Origin of the sequence: Psychrobacter glaciei (assembly GCF_014652895.1) — a bacterium.
Lineage (GTDB): Bacteria > Pseudomonadota > Gammaproteobacteria > Pseudomonadales > Moraxellaceae > Psychrobacter > Psychrobacter glaciei.
Genome location: NZ_BMZR01000001.1, coordinates 1,031,295 through 1,045,332, shown reverse-complemented (window position 1 = coordinate 1,045,332; position 14,038 = coordinate 1,031,295). Strand labels below are relative to the sequence as shown.

General features: G+C 44.7%; 12 protein-coding genes and 1 pseudogene. 4 read left to right on the top strand and 9 right to left on the bottom strand.

Features of this window, described 5'->3' with window-relative positions; translation table 11 throughout:
* Positions 1 to 8: 8 nt before the first annotated feature.
* Together IE130_RS04285 and IE130_RS04280 are read left to right on the top strand one after the other, a co-directional pair.
* Positions 9 to 302 carry a cory-CC-star protein gene (locus IE130_RS04285; protein WP_189582123.1) on the top strand — a complete coding sequence of 98 codons (294 nt, stop codon included), beginning with the start codon at positions 9 to 11 and terminating at the stop codon, positions 300 to 302.
* Positions 303 to 353: 51 nt separating this feature from the next.
* On the top strand, positions 354 to 1,379 hold the full coding sequence (locus IE130_RS04280; RefSeq protein WP_189582120.1) for an ArsA family ATPase: 1,026 nt from the start codon (positions 354 to 356) through the stop codon (positions 1,377 to 1,379).
* Positions 1,380 to 1,404: 25 nt separating this feature from the next.
* On the opposite strand, the gene IE130_RS04275 is transcribed toward IE130_RS04280, so the two are convergent.
* Both IE130_RS04275 and IE130_RS04270 read right to left on the bottom strand, forming a co-directional pair.
* Positions 1,405 to 3,066, bottom strand: coding sequence for a GTPase/DUF3482 domain-containing protein (locus IE130_RS04275; protein ID WP_189582117.1), 1,662 nt, complete (start codon positions 3,064 to 3,066; stop codon positions 1,405 to 1,407).
* Between the two features lie 66 nt (positions 3,067 to 3,132).
* Positions 3,133 to 4,497, bottom strand: coding sequence for a DUF2868 domain-containing protein (locus IE130_RS04270; RefSeq protein ID WP_189582113.1), 1,365 nt, complete (start codon positions 4,495 to 4,497; stop codon positions 3,133 to 3,135).
* Between the two features lie 261 nt (positions 4,498 to 4,758).
* On the opposite strand from IE130_RS04270, the gene IE130_RS04265 reads away from it, so the two are divergent.
* A complete protein-coding gene (locus IE130_RS04265; protein WP_189582110.1) occupies positions 4,759 to 5,520 on the top strand; it encodes an SDR family oxidoreductase in 762 nt (253 codons plus the stop codon).
* Between the two features lie 140 nt (positions 5,521 to 5,660).
* Here IE130_RS04265 and IE130_RS04260 read toward each other — a convergent pair whose 3' ends face one another.
* From IE130_RS04260 to IE130_RS04250, 3 genes are all read right to left on the bottom strand, one after another.
* Positions 5,661 to 7,205 carry a bifunctional 2-methylcitrate dehydratase/aconitate hydratase gene (locus IE130_RS04260; RefSeq protein WP_189582107.1) on the bottom strand — a complete coding sequence of 515 codons (1,545 nt, stop codon included), beginning with the start codon at positions 7,203 to 7,205 and terminating at the stop codon, positions 5,661 to 5,663.
* Between the two features lie 144 nt (positions 7,206 to 7,349).
* The gene (locus IE130_RS04255) at positions 7,350 to 7,976 is read right to left on the bottom strand and encodes a GNAT family N-acetyltransferase (protein WP_010200440.1); all 627 of its coding nucleotides are present in this window, start codon (positions 7,974 to 7,976) and stop codon (positions 7,350 to 7,352) included.
* A 72-nt stretch (positions 7,977 to 8,048) separates the two neighbouring features.
* On the bottom strand, positions 8,049 to 9,914 hold the full coding sequence (locus IE130_RS04250; RefSeq protein ID WP_189582104.1) for an ABC transporter ATP-binding protein: 1,866 nt from the start codon (positions 9,912 to 9,914) through the stop codon (positions 8,049 to 8,051).
* A 114-nt stretch (positions 9,915 to 10,028) separates the two neighbouring features.
* Between IE130_RS04250 and IE130_RS04245 the strand changes: the two genes are divergently transcribed.
* Complete coding sequence (locus IE130_RS04245; protein ID WP_189582101.1) at positions 10,029 to 10,493, top strand: DMT family transporter; 465 nt, start codon at positions 10,029 to 10,031, stop codon at positions 10,491 to 10,493.
* On the opposite strand, the gene prpF is transcribed toward IE130_RS04245, so the two are convergent.
* The 4 genes and pseudogenes from prpF to IE130_RS04225 all read right to left on the bottom strand — a co-directional run bounded on the left by prpF (position 10,490) and on the right by IE130_RS04225 (position 13,952).
* Positions 10,490 to 11,758: a 2-methylaconitate cis-trans isomerase PrpF gene (prpF, locus tag IE130_RS04240; RefSeq protein ID WP_189582098.1), complete on the bottom strand. Its 1,269-nt coding sequence runs from the start codon at positions 11,756 to 11,758 to the stop codon at positions 10,490 to 10,492. The two genes, IE130_RS04245 and prpF, sit on opposite strands and share 4 nt — an antisense overlap.
* An 80-nt stretch (positions 11,759 to 11,838) precedes the next feature.
* On the bottom strand, positions 11,839 to 12,099 hold the full coding sequence (locus IE130_RS04235; protein ID WP_189582095.1) for a Txe/YoeB family addiction module toxin: 261 nt from the start codon (positions 12,097 to 12,099) through the stop codon (positions 11,839 to 11,841).
* A 104-nt stretch (positions 12,100 to 12,203) separates the two neighbouring features.
* Positions 12,204 to 12,461 (bottom strand): annotated as a pseudogene (locus IE130_RS04230) (type II toxin-antitoxin system Phd/YefM family antitoxin); the annotation flags it as partial.
* 90 nt (positions 12,462 to 12,551) lie between these two features.
* The gene (locus IE130_RS04225) at positions 12,552 to 13,952 is read right to left on the bottom strand and encodes an NAD(P)/FAD-dependent oxidoreductase (RefSeq protein ID WP_227676124.1); all 1,401 of its coding nucleotides are present in this window, start codon (positions 13,950 to 13,952) and stop codon (positions 12,552 to 12,554) included.
* Positions 13,953 to 14,038: the final 86 nt, after the last annotated feature.

Genomic DNA, 14,038 nt, shown 5'->3' with positions numbered 1-14,038 from the left:
AGGTCATTATGGACGACGAAAACACACCAAATGAGCTAGAAAATACCCAACCATGGTGGCAACGGTTTGTGGCTGGATTGAATGAGTTTTACCATGCGCCTTATCGACAGACGATGGCGCGCGCTGCTCGTGATGAAGAAGATTTTTTTATGTTGCTTATGTTTGCTGAGAGCTTGGGAATTGATAACCCAGCCAGCTTTTATACACTAGAGCTACAGCCATTGTTTTTAGAAAATTTCCACGAATGGCACACGCGTATGGGGATGGATAGATGTCCATTTGACCATGTTGGTTGCTGCTAAGAATTTGTTGATTATAAAAAATAAGTATTGATTGAATAACGAGATAAAAATATGGCATTACACCCTTTACATAAATTGGTAGAGCAGCTGGCGACACAACCGATTATATTTATCGGTGGGAAGGGCGGCGTGGGGAAAACCACCACTGCTGCTGCACTAGCCAGCTACTATGCAAGCCAGCAGCAAAAAACACTGATTGTTTCGACCGATCCAGCACATAGCTTGGGCGATGTGCTCAATATGCGTTTAAAGAACGAAAAAACTACGATATCACCTTATCTCGATGCCATTGAACTGAATCCTGACGTGATTGTCGATGAGCATTTTGCCCAAGTTGAACGCACAATTAAATCCTACGCCAATCCAGATATGATGCCAAAAATTCGTGAGCATCTACGACTATCTAAGTCGGCACCCGGCGCCCAAGAAGCAGCGATGCTTGAATCCATGTGCCACCATTTAGTCGAGGCGGCACATGCTGGTTATGATCATATAATATTTGATACCGCGCCGACAGGTCATACCTTACGATTGCTGGTACTACCAGAGATGATGGGTGCATGGACGGATGGTCTACTGGCACAGCAACGGCGACAGGCGAAACTGCGCTCGGTAGCAACACATTTGGACAGTCACAATCAAAAGGGCGATCAAACAGATAGCCTCAAAAACGATGTTACCAATCCGTTTGCCGCAAAGAAATCTGATCGCTGGGAGCAAGCAGTATCGGTGCTGGAGAAACGTAAAAAGTTGTTTAGTCAGGCGGGAGCACTGCTACATGACCGTAAGCAGACTGCTATTGTATTGGTTATGACCGCCGATGTCTTACCATTGGCTGAGACCAGACGTGCTATCGAACAGTTAGAAGACAGCAAACTCACGCCAGCAGCGATAGTCATCAATCAGCTCATCGCACCCGCACAGTCTGATGAGTTTTGGCGCCATCGTGCTGAGCGCCAGCAGCAATTGATGCAAGATATAGAGAGAATTTTTACCAAGTATCCGCTATATCCAATTTATCTGCAGCAAACTGACGTACGCGGCACTGAAGCATTGAGTGCGTTGTTAAATGCATAGAGTACATAGATAGTTCGCTAGCAATTTATGACTCACGCTTATACGACTGCAATTTCCCTGAAAGCGACCATGCCATGTCGAGCCGCAAACTTTGGGCAAGCTCTGCTTTACCACTACTGAGCGATGACCATTGCGGTTTGCCCCGTGCTTTTTTTAGCTCGCTTGGTAGCTTATTCGTTGGCCATGGTGTCACGTTATTGTCTTCTCCAGACAGATCGTTACTATCTTTATCACCTTTGTATAATAGCTGCGTGGCATCAGTCGCAGCGTGACCACGATGGCGTAGGGCAGTGAGTAAATCTATCGCACGAGTGGCGAGCAAGGTTAGGGTAGCAGGGTCAATGTATAAGCGTTTTACTCCAGTAATCCGGTCGGCGATGCTACTGGTATTCGATAATAGCCCACCTGCGATACCACCTATTGCCGCACCCAATCCCAACGTCGTGCCAAGTGCTGCCGCATCAATGCCCAATCCGAGCAGTGCACCAGCTGCCGCGCCCGATGTCGTACGAATTCCATAGCTTTTGAGCAGTTCAGGGTCAAAAGGATCTTGCTGATACGCTTGTAACTCAAGCGGAGTCGCTGCTACCGCATTATCATAAAATTTATATAAATTAAGCAGATTGTGCTGCATAGCGCGCTCACTTTGCCTAACGGCTTCTTGCATTTGCTGCAATACTGGCATCGGGTCGTCATCATCGCTAATCTCACGCACGAAAGCGGCAACGTTCAATAAAAAATCCGCAATGATGATATTAGCCTCATCGTATAGCTGTGCCCAGTCTTCTGTGCGTCTCTGCATGAGCTGTTCAAGCATCTCTGAATGGGTGAGCATGGTCGCAAGATTTTGCCACAAATGCATTTCATCTTCGAATTCAAAAGCGACTGAATCGAAGCGGGTAGAAATGTGCAGATTGCGTCTTGCCAGCATGGTCTGCCACTCATCAATATTGGCATTTTGGCTATCAGTGAAGTTGAACACCGGCATAACAGGTATCGCTGCCCACGATAAAATGGTGAGTTCATCCTTGTATTTACCCAACACTGGTTCACGAGCATCGACGACATAAACCGCCATATCACTTGCCAGCAATTGGCGGATAACTTTGGCTTCTTGGCTATAGTCCTCATTGCTACTTAACGCATCACCACCTTGAGCGATATCAGCTGCCAAAAATTGCTGTAGACGTTCAATACCATCGCGACGACTGGCGGTATTGTCTTCCAACCAATCCATCAATCCCGATGCATCTTCTAGACCTGGGGTGTCATATAACGCCACCAATACTTCACCAGTCTGACTATCGGTCAGTTGGGCGCGTTCGACATGGCGTGTCGTCGCGGCTTCGTTTTTGACTTCACCAAAATACACGTCACGTAATAAGGTGCGCAAAATAGAGGTCTTACCTGTATTGGTATGACCGACTACTGCCAATTTTAATGCCTCACCGCTGGCTATCGTGGTTTTCTTGCTCTCGCGAGTTGTTGAATCTTCTGCTTCATCAATAAAATTAGAACTGGTATCAATGGAAGTGGCGACGTTGGCTGTATGGCTAGCCCTGGTTTTATTAATGTTAATAGGCTGGGTAGGTGCTGTCGTTGAATTTTCTACGTTAATAGGCTCATCTTTTAATGCCTTGTCGGCAAAGAGACCGACAGGCTCATTCTTCGTTTTATTATTATCCATCATCTGATCCCGTATTATATTTATTAGAGTCTAGCGAAAATTTTAAAAAGTTATTATCGTTTTTTATTAAGCAGTATAAGTACTTACCAAGCCAATATTTCGTGCTGATAGAGCCGTTTGCCATTGTTGGTATCGCACATCTTGTTGCAAGGCGTCAGTAGTGTCAGACTCATCATTAAGTAGCTGCACAATCAGCCCGTCTTTAGCATGAGCCGCAATTTGATCGAGCTTGCGTAGCGTGCCACGATCAGGCAGTGCTTTGCTATGCATACCAAGCAAGACTTGTACTGGATGGGTCTTTAGATACACTGTTAATCGATCCATATCATCGCGGTCATCAACGATGCCGAAATTCTCTATTTCACTATTATCATCAGTATTGGCATCCAGACCTTTTTGCCACCAGTTATCTTGTTCTGAAGGATATTCCAGTAGCGCAACCAGCTTCTTGCCAGCGCTGACAGTTGCCTTTGGAGCGATAGGCGCCGCTACCTCAGTAAAATCGTTGGCATCAACCACATGACGCTGCCAAAAATTTAGGATTTTTTGATAATAAGGCAGCTTGATATCCAAACGCATTTTTTTACGACGAAACATGAAAGCACAAAACGCCCACGCTATCGCCCGTGGCACGATACCATACATCAGCAAACTACCAATTAACAAGCTTGCCCATTGCCGCGCGACAGACAATGGCATGGCATCAGTCACCAGTCGACTCTGCACGATAGCGGCATTGTCAGGTACACCAAATCCGACCATACTGGGCAGCCAGCCAAGCACTTGGGTGAGGGTAATCAATGCCTGATCGGATAGCAGCGTCGACTCCCAACTAAAGCTATATTGGCGCACGATCAATAAGAATATAATCGCAAAGAGCATACCGGTTAAGGTAGCAAGCCATAACTGATGACTAAAACGACCCAAATACCAGCGCATACCACTGTGCTGTAATTGACGCTCGTACAAGTCAACCGCCGCTTGGGTAATATCATCTTTGCCACGGATAAGATAACTGGGGCTAACAAAACTGGCAAACCCGCTGGGCGACTGACGACCTTGGTTAAGCAAGGTCATGACCAGCCAACCAGCCAGCATAAGGGTATGAAACCCAAGCAAACAGACCAAGACATAAAAGAAATTGACGACATTGGCTTGTAGTAAGGTAAATAACCCTAAAAACCCCGAGATACACCACACCACACTCATGACCACCATGATGCCTTTTATGCGTCCATCAATCTTGCCGAGTACACGTGCTAGCGCACCGTTACTATCGATACGTGAGGCACGGCGGTGCAGTTTTTGGACGGGTTTTCCATCCTCATTTTGCAGTTTTTCCGTGATGAGTAGCGGGTCAGTGGCAAAGACATGCTGCTGCGTCTCAAGCGTGCGTACCAGCTCAGTCAATTGATCTTGTGGTGAGAGCATAAGGTGATAATATCCGTATAAAGGCGTTCATTTAGAAGACAATTTTTAATTATTGTAGCGTATATATAATGGCAATTACTGCTGTTATTTTGCAGCGTCACAAACCAATGCTAACTAAATGAGTCATTATTAAGCATTTTTGTCATGGTAAAGGTGATAAAAATCAGCCAGAATGAATGATAGACAGGATAGTCATAACCATAAAGATAAGCCATACACTAGGCATGTCCTCATTTTAGAAACACAAAAAAAGGAATCGTTATGAGTACCAAAACTTATCTAATCATCGGCGGTACGGGTGGCATTGGCAAAGCCATGGTAGAGCAATTGGTAGAGAGTACGGCCAACAATAATGATGGAGACAACCTGAGCGTCTTTGCCACTTACCATAAGAGCGTTCCTAATTTTGCAGCGGACAATCTCTATTGGGTGCCCATGGACATCTGTGACGAACAGAGTATCAAACAAGCGGCGGATGTCATTAGCCAGCATACCAGCCATATTGATTGGCTCATTAACTGTGCAGGACTCCTACATACTGCGACGCAGCAACCCGAAAAATCACTACGGCAGATTGAGACGGATTTTTTCTTAATAAATATGCAGGTCAATGCCTTGGCCGGTCTGCTTATTGCTAAGCACTTTAAACCTTTATTGGCCAAATCTGAGCGTAGCAATGACAGTCCTGCCGTTTTTGCCACCATTTCTGCACGAGTCGGTAGCATCAGTGACAATCAGTTGGGCGGTTGGTATAGCTATAGGATGAGCAAGGCGGCGCTCAATATGGGCATGAAAAATCTGAGTATCGAATGGTCACGGTCGCTAAAAGATGTGTGCGTGGTGGTCATGCAGCCGGGGACGGTCAACACGCAACTGTCAGCGCCTTTTCAAGGTAATGTGGCTGATGGGCAATTATTCTCGCCAGCCTATAGTGCAGAATGCTTATTAGAAGTGCTAAGCCGCATGACGGCTGCGCAATCTGGCAGCTTTGTTGATTGGGCAGGGGAATCTATACCTTGGTAGCGCCAAACGATTGAATATTAAAATTGATTCAACTCAATAGAACAAAATAGGGCGTGTCGTTATCATGATATTAACGACACGCCCTATTTTATTGATAAGACAAGGATAAATTAAGCGTAAATCTCTAGGTGAGCAAATGCTTAGTTCGCCATAAACAAGTCCATAAACTCATGCACGGGTGTCTGCTCCAAGCGTTTTTGATCGCTGCATAACGCAAAAATAGCCTCGCAGCGACTGTCTATAAAACGCGTCGCCAGACTGGCTCGAAACTTGGCTTCTAATACAGGCAAACCTTCTTCACGGCGGCGTTTGTGACCGATGGGATATTCTACAGCGACTTTATCGGTACTGGTGCCATCTTTAAAGAACACTTGAATGGCATTGGCAATCGAACGTTTGCTTGGGTCATGATAGTCTTTTGAATAACGCGGATCTTCCTCTACCACCATTTTGCGGCGCAACTCATCGATTAATATATGATGCTGCTCATGGTAATCATCTTCATAGTTCTCTGCCATTAGATCTCCGGTGAGCAACGGCACAGCCACCATGTATTGCAAGCAATGATCTCTGTCAGCAGGATTGGCAAGCTCGCCTTGTTTGGAGATGATCCTAATCGCTGAATCATGCGTCGTCAAAACGATTTTTTCGATGTCATCAATTCTGTCTTCGATACGCGGGTACAAAATAACGGCCGCCTCGCATGCCGTCTGCGCATGAAACTCAGCGGGGAAGCTTATTTTAAATAAGATGTTTTCCATGACATAGCTGCCAAAGTCACGCTGGAAGGTAAAGCGACGCTCGCTTTCGGGTTTGGTGGCTAAGTCTTTATTGGTGTGGCTAAACAACACATCATAAAAACCCCACTGCGGTGCGGTTAGTGCGCCGGGGATACCCATCTCACCGCGTTTGGTGATATCTACCAAGCGTACCGCACGACTGGTCGCGTCACCTGCGGCCCAAGACTTGCGGCTTCCTGCATTGGGCGCATGACGATAGGTGCGTAGTGCTTGTCCATCGACGAGGGCTTGTGAGATAGCCGCCATGATACGCTCACGAGGTAGGTTGTAGAGCTTGGCGACGACCGCAGTTGAGGCCAATTTTACTAAGAATACATGGTCAAGACCAACGCGGTTAAAGGAATTGTCTAGTGCCAATACGCCTTGGATTTCGTGCGCCATAATCATCGATTCGAGCACGTCTCTCATGGTGAGCGGTGCGCGACCTTGGCTGACGTTTTGCTGACTAATATAATCTGCGACTGCCAAAATGCCACCGAGATTGTCTGACGGATGTCCCCATTCAGCCGCCAGCCACGTATCGTTATAGTCTAGCCAGCGTACGATGCAGCCTATGTCAAAGGCGGCTTTGATAGGGTCGAGACGATAATTCGTGCCGGGCACACGCGCGCCATTTGGGGTAATTTGATCGGGGCAATCGGGGCCCAAGTGCTTGGTGCATTCAGGGAAACGTAGCGCCAGTAAACCGCAGCCCAGTGTATCCATCAAACAGTAACGGGCGGTACTCCAAGCGTCATCACTGTTTTCGGAGTCTTTATCGATAGAGTAAGTTAAAACATAGTCGGCGATTTTTTGAATTTCATCGTCATATTCTGGACGGACGTTGCTTTCTACTGTCGCACTACTTATATCCGGATTGGTTGTATCTGAATTGGCATTTGACATGGTCGTCTCCTTTTCCTTGAGTGTGCTACTTCTTTAACCAATTATCTTGGTTATCCTTTTAAAGCAGTCATCATTTAAAAGTAGCATACTCAATATGGAACAACCAAATTGAATTATGTTAAGAATTAAGACGTTAGCAGCCGTTTAAATCATTAAATACAGCAGACCTAAAATAAACAAAGCGGCCATAATAAACAGCAAAAATCCCAAAATTTTGGTCGTCGTTGTCGCGGTATCCGTGCTCTCTTTTTTGACTTTGTTTTTCTTAGCAACGTATAGCACCATTTTCACATGCTCGATATTGTCCTCAAGATAATGCTCGCCTTCAGGCACAAAACCCAAAGACTCATAAAAGCTGAGTAAGTAAGCCTGTGCAGAGAGTATAATCGGGCGCTTCTTACCATACTTTTTGCGGCAATGCGCAATGGCTTGATTCATCATCTGCCGTGCTAGGCCGTCCCCTCTATGCTCTGATAATACCAGCACTCTACCGATGGCAGGCATAGACGTATGATTGGTCTTAACCGCGGGGTCGGCGACCGACAAATTGGACTTCAGCTTATTGAATTCAGGTGGAATGATGCGGCAATAGCCAATTAGCGTTTCATTTTTATGCGCAACTAAGTGCAGACAATCAAAGTCCACCTCATCCATATCTTGGTACGCACAGTTTTGTTCGACAACGAAGACCTGCGAGCGCGCTTTTAAAATATGATAAAGATCAACTGCGGTCAGCTCGTCAAAGGTTTTTATAGAAAATTCACAAGTCATAGTGGGCTAGCTTCTGGCAATAGGCGGTAAAATAATGGGCATTATAACGATTTAGGCAGGTATTAACCATTCCTAACCGTTTAGGGTCTGGCTGATCTTATCTAAGTTTAGGCTATCCGACATAGCGCTAAAGATTTCAAAATATTTGCCACGCTGGGCATAAAGTGCCTCGTGCGTACCGGTTTCAACCACGCGACCATCTTCTATCACGACCAAGTCATCAGCATCGATGATTTGGGCAATATTGTGTGAGACCATAATCACGGTGCGATCTTTTTTGATGAGATCTAGGCTTTTCTTCACTTGTTGGCTGGCAATCGCATCGAGGCTGGCGGTTGGCTCATCCAAAAACACAATAGGTGGGTCTTTTAAAAACATCCTTGCCAAGGCGATACGCTGCTGTTGACCGCCTGATAGGGATTTTGCGGTGCTCTCATAACCTTTAGATAAATTAATAATTTGCTCATGGATGGAGGCTTTTTTTGCTGCAATGATAATATCTTCATCAGTCGCATTCATATCACCATAACGGATATTTTCGCTAATCGTACCGGAAAAAATATGATTGCTTTGCAGTACCAAACCGATATTTTGACGCAATTCATGCGTATCGCAGTCGGCTAAATTATGCCCGTCTAAGCATATCATGCCAGCATCCGGCGCGTAAAATTTTACCAATAAGCTAATAATCGTACTCTTGCCAGCACCACTTAAGCCTACCAGTGCAGTGATACGATTTGGCTTAATAGTAAAGCTGACATCTTTTAGTGCTTGTGTACCGTTAGGATAGGTAAAATCAACGTTCTTTAGCTCAATGTGACCTTTTAAGTCTTTACTACTTCTGCCACTGATATTTTCAACTTGCTCGTCATCTTCTAATATCTCAAAAAAACCTTCGGCATAGGTCAGGGCGTTATTAATCTGATCATAGATGCGATGCAATTGACGGATAGGGGCCGCGACGTTTTGGAACAGCATGACATGAAACAAAATCATGCCAATCGTCATCTCACCTTTTAATACAAAATAAGCGGTGAGAAGAATGATAACCACCACACCAATCTGCTCGATAAAGGTCTTTATCGCATCATAAATAAAACCGATACTGCGAATACGCAGCTGATTATCTGTCATCTCTTTTTGAATGGTTAAATGCTTCTCCGCCTCAATAGATTCGCGGACAAAGGATTTCACTACGCTGATAGAGTTAATCAGCGAGATAACCAACCCACTCTTAGCTTCTCTATAGCCACGCATCTGACGACGAAAGCCTTGCAGACGCCGCGCTTGTTTTTGGCTGATGAAGAAATATATCGGAATGATAATAAGACCGACCAAGCCTATCCAAAAATTGGTCGAAAACATGATCATGAGTGAGACGATCGCACTGGCAAACAGCGGCAGCATATCGATAAAGAAGTTTTGCACTAAACTGGTTAAGCTACTGACCCCATAATCAATACGCGTTTGCAATTTGCCGCTGTCGTTTTCGCTACTGGTATAAAAAGCCATGCGATAAGTGAGAATGCGCTCAATGATTTTTTGGGACAAGTCGCGAGACAAGTTAATACGAATCTTTTCACCAAAAAAGCGCTGACCAAAAGAGATAAATATTGATAGTATTTCTTTGGTCAAGAGCACTGCACTAATAATCCCTAGCATCCGAAGACCAGCCTGCCATGGATCAGCAAGCGTGGCAATTTCGGTCAAGGTATCAACGGTATAACGCAATACAAAGGCGTTGACCTGAGCGGTAAACGAGCCAAGCACTGTTAGTATTAAAGTGGCGATAATTAAGGTTTTATAAGGCGCGGCAAATACTGCCAGTTTTTTGAGGATATCCCACAGCAACGCCCCCCGTTCAGTTTTCTTGATCGGAGGTTTCTTGTCTAGTGGCTTATCTAGTGACGTGCGGCTCGGTTGGGGAGAATTTGGCATAAACGCTTAACTCATAGGTATTAATATTTCACTAAATCGTATTTATATTAAATTTTTGAAATAAAGTTTAGTATTATATAGAGAGATTTTTTATTTCATTTTGGTGGATACCGTTTGAAAATCCTTCCTTACGTCTTAATCAGCCTTTTAGGTGGTGCTATTGTTCCGCTGCAACTGGCCATCGTCAATGCTTTTCGAGAAAGTACACAAGCCTCTCAAATACAATCTACCTTTTATTTATACTTAGGAGGTGCATTAGCTTCTTTAGTACTGTCGTATATAATGAGTGGAGGTATCAAGCCGCCAATGATCGAAAACGCGACGTGGTGGATGTGGTTGCCAGGATTTTTGGGCAGTTTTTATATCTTATTCATGTTTATTGCCGCGCCAAAGATAGGCGCAGGTAATACACTGCTTTGGGTGTTTCTTGGGCAAATGTATTTTGCCCTGATACTAAGCCAAACTGGATTGTTTGGCTTAGAGGTTAAAGCGATAGATATCTATAAAATCGCTGGCTTAGCCTTAGTTACTATAGGTGGGATGTTAATGATATATGGTGAGACGAGAGTTAACGCTTAAAAAGCATCCGCTGGTACAAAAACTTCACCAACCATGATACGCCTTGCTGAACGACTCATCGATACCTTTTTGGCTTGCCAGCGTCCATCAACCAGTTCAGTTTTGCCACCGACAAGCAATGTACCTGATGGATGACCAAAACGTACTTCATTAAGCTGCTTTTCAGATTGACCTTCACCAGCTGCCGCTTGATTGACGAGCGTGCCTTGTGTGGTTGCCGCGGCAGCAATAGCAACTGCTGCTGTACCCATCATGGCATGATGCAATTGCCCCATACTCATGGCACGTACGACTAAATCAATATCGCTTGCATCGACCGATTTACCACTAGAGGCCGTATAGCTCTGTGCTGCGCCCACCCAAGCGATTTTAGGAATGTGTTGGCTAGTCTGCGCCTCGCTCACATCTTTAAACAATCCCATTGCCACGCCGCCTGTGGCACGGATTTTCTCCAGCTTGGCAAGTAGCTCACCGTCACTGTTGATATCACCTTGCAATTCAGTACCCGTAAAGCCCAAATCTTCCGCTTTCATAAAAATGGTTGGGATACCTGCGCTAATAAAGGTGGCTTTGACACTATCAGCATCTAGACCGCAGCCAGTTACATCGAAGTCATCGACCAAGTTGCCAGTAGGGAACATATCGCTGGTGGCATCCACAGGGTCGATAAACTCAATTTTGACTTCAGCAGCAGGGAAGGTCACGCCATCTAATTCAAAGTCGCCTGTTTCTTGAACTTGTACTTTGTTTTGTGCATCTAAATAGACAGGTACATGCGCAATGATGGTTTTACCGATATTCTCTTGCCAAATGCGTACTTCACAAATACCACTTTCAGCACCTTCATCGATGCTGCTAGCAATTTTGTCAGCATCAACTAGACCCATATTAATGGCACAGGCACCAACGGCTGCGGTTAAGTTGCCACAGTTACCCGCCCAATCAATCATTGGCTTGGCGATATTGACTTGTCCAAACAGATAGTTCACGTCGTGATCTGATTTGTCAGAGGCCGATAAAATGACCGTTTTTGACGTGCTGGAGCTGCCATTACCTAAGCCATCGATTTGCTTGCCATAAGGGTCAGGGCTGCCGATGACACGTAGCAGAAACTTATCGCGCGACTCGCCAGCGACTTGGCAACGCTCAGGTAAATCGGATAATTTAAAGAAAGTGCCTTTTGAAGTGCCACCGCGCATATAGGTAGCCGGAACTGAGATTTGTGGGGCGAATTTTGGTTTTGATTTAGAATTGGTTTGGGTCACTGTATTAAGTCCTTTTTATATGGTTATAAGATTGGGTGTGGTTTAATCGACAAATAAACCCTAACGACTAAGAACGCTCGTTAATAATGATAGCGACAAGAGATAATCGTGAGGTAATTATCATCGACGGCATATACCAAACGATTGGCGTCATCAATGCGTCGGGACCAAAATCCAGATAGATTCTCTTTTAGGGGCTCAGGCTTGCCAATGCCATCAAACGGACTACGCTTGCATTCGGTGATGAGCTTATTGACACGTTTGAGTGTTTTTTTGTCTTGTGTCTGCCAGTACAAATAGTCCTTCCACGCAGCATTTGTCCATGCTAGTTGCTCACTCATTATCAGACCTTTTACGTTTATTAAAGCCTTTGAGTTCAAGCATTCTCAATGTTGCTATCCGTATGCTCACTATCATCGCTGCTACCATCACCTTTACCACAGCCTTCTGCCGCATCAATTAGCTCACGCGTAACAGTTTTGCCAGCTTTATATTGGGCAATAGATTCCGCTAAGTGCGCCGCATTGGCAGGAGATTTTAGTAGATAGACAGTTTCCATTAGACTATTGTAATAATCAAGCGACATCACCACTGCATCATCAGCGTCACGGCGGGTCACGATAGTGGCGTTGGCATCATCATTTACCGTGTCTAGGACGGACTTTAAGTGCTTTCTGGCTTCTGAAAAACTAACGACTCTCATGGCTTACTCCTTTCATGACATACTCTATAACTTGTACAGTATATAGTACATATTACGCTATTAAGTACAACCATTCAATATCATTATGACTTACGACTCTTTTGCCTCTGTACTATCTTTGATTAGAGTGAACTTGTCTTCGTGAGGCTGAATGCCCATCCGAAACGACTGATTGCCAGTCAAAAAAGCAGTCATCCAATTCCAAGTTGTTGCCAAACGATTCTTGGCAGTGCTGAGCGACAAGATATGAATAATCACCCATGCAAGCCAAGCTATGATGCCTTTTAAGTGCATGCCTTTTATATCGGCGACTGCTGTTAAGCGTCCAATCATCGCCATATCACCACTATGTTTATATTGAAATGGTTCAACTGTTTTGTCACTTAAGTATTTTCCAAGGTACGTACCCTGACTACTCGCAACCTGTCCCAATTGAGGATGACCATTCGGATAGTTGTCATCATGAGTCGCCAGTGCAATATCACCAAGCGCATAGATATCTTTGTGGTGTTGTAAGGCTAGATGACTATTGACAACTAGTCGATTTCCTCGACCATAATCGTCTGGATTAAGACCGTTTATAGGCTCGCAAGTGACACCCGCTGTCCAAATTAGATTGTGTGTATGAAGGGTTTTACCACTTTTTAGTGTGACTATATGACCATCGTAACGCGCTACAGGATCACTAAAAACAAGGTCAACTTTGAATTTTTCCATCTGTAATTGAGTATAACGTTGTGCCTCAGCACTCATCGGTGCGAGCAAAACGGGATCAGCCGTGACCAGCGTGATACCACCGACATTTTCTAGTAGCTCAGGATATTCTTTATGTAGCGTATATAAGCGAATCTCGGACATTACACCTGCCAGCTCAACACCACTAGGGCCACCACCTGCAATCACAATAGAGAGGTAAGGCTCACGCTCTGCTACTGGCAAAGAGGCAGCGTAATTAAATTGCGCCAGCATATGATTGCGAATACTCAAGGCATCCTTGATCGTCTTCATAGGCAGTGCATGGGCTTCAATATCTTTATTACCAAAATAATTGGTCTCAGCACCAGTGGCGATAATCAGGCGATCGTAAGACACATTGCCTGTATCAAGGGTCACGACTTTATCTTTGGTATTGATACGAAGGAGATTGCCTTGACGGTAGCGCACATTGTCATAATTTTCGATGAATCGTCGTAGCGGATAACTAATATCTGATGACGCTAAAAATCCAGCAGAGACTTGATATATCAGCGGTGGGAAAAAGTGATAGTCATTACGGTCAACTAAGGTGATACGATCAGCGCTATATTTGGCCAATTGCTCAAGACAACGAATACCGGCAAAGCCTGCACCAATCAAGACAATATGACGGCGGTTATCTGTTTTTGCAGTTAATTTTAGAGGTAGCTTTGGAGGTAATGATGCTTGATGACTGCTCAATGGCGGGTTGCTTTTATTCAGCTTGATTTCATTGTCTACGATAGGAGTGCTCATTATATTTCCTTTTTGTCTTTACAGTAATTTGTGAAATAACAAAAACTGATAAGAGGTCAATAAAACAATGCAATTATCAGGATAAT

What these genes read in the sequence shown, in the direction of transcription:
- IE130_RS04280 (WP_189582120.1), top strand. Translation starts at nt 354, where the DNA reads ATGGCATTACACCCTTTACATAAATTGGTAGAGCAGCTGGCGACACAA.
- IE130_RS04250 (WP_189582104.1), bottom strand. Translation starts at nt 9,914, where the DNA reads ATGCCAAATTCTCCCCAACCGAGCCGCACGTCACTAGATAAGCCACTA.
- IE130_RS04255 (WP_010200440.1), bottom strand. Translation starts at nt 7,976, where the DNA reads ATGACTTGTGAATTTTCTATAAAAACCTTTGACGAGCTGACCGCAGTT.
- IE130_RS04225 (WP_227676124.1), bottom strand. Translation starts at nt 13,952, where the DNA reads ATGAGCACTCCTATCGTAGACAATGAAATCAAGCTGAATAAAAGCAAC.
- IE130_RS04265 (WP_189582110.1), top strand. Translation starts at nt 4,759, where the DNA reads ATGAGTACCAAAACTTATCTAATCATCGGCGGTACGGGTGGCATTGGC.
- IE130_RS04270 (WP_189582113.1), bottom strand. Translation starts at nt 4,497, where the DNA reads ATGCTCTCACCACAAGATCAATTGACTGAGCTGGTACGCACGCTTGAG.
- IE130_RS04260 (WP_189582107.1), bottom strand. Translation starts at nt 7,205, where the DNA reads ATGTCAAATGCCAATTCAGATACAACCAATCCGGATATAAGTAGTGCG.
- IE130_RS04285 (WP_189582123.1), top strand. Translation starts at nt 9, where the DNA reads ATGGACGACGAAAACACACCAAATGAGCTAGAAAATACCCAACCATGG.
- IE130_RS04275 (WP_189582117.1), bottom strand. Translation starts at nt 3,066, where the DNA reads ATGGATAATAATAAAACGAAGAATGAGCCTGTCGGTCTCTTTGCCGAC.
- IE130_RS04235 (WP_189582095.1), bottom strand. Translation starts at nt 12,099, where the DNA reads ATGAGTGAGCAACTAGCATGGACAAATGCTGCGTGGAAGGACTATTTG.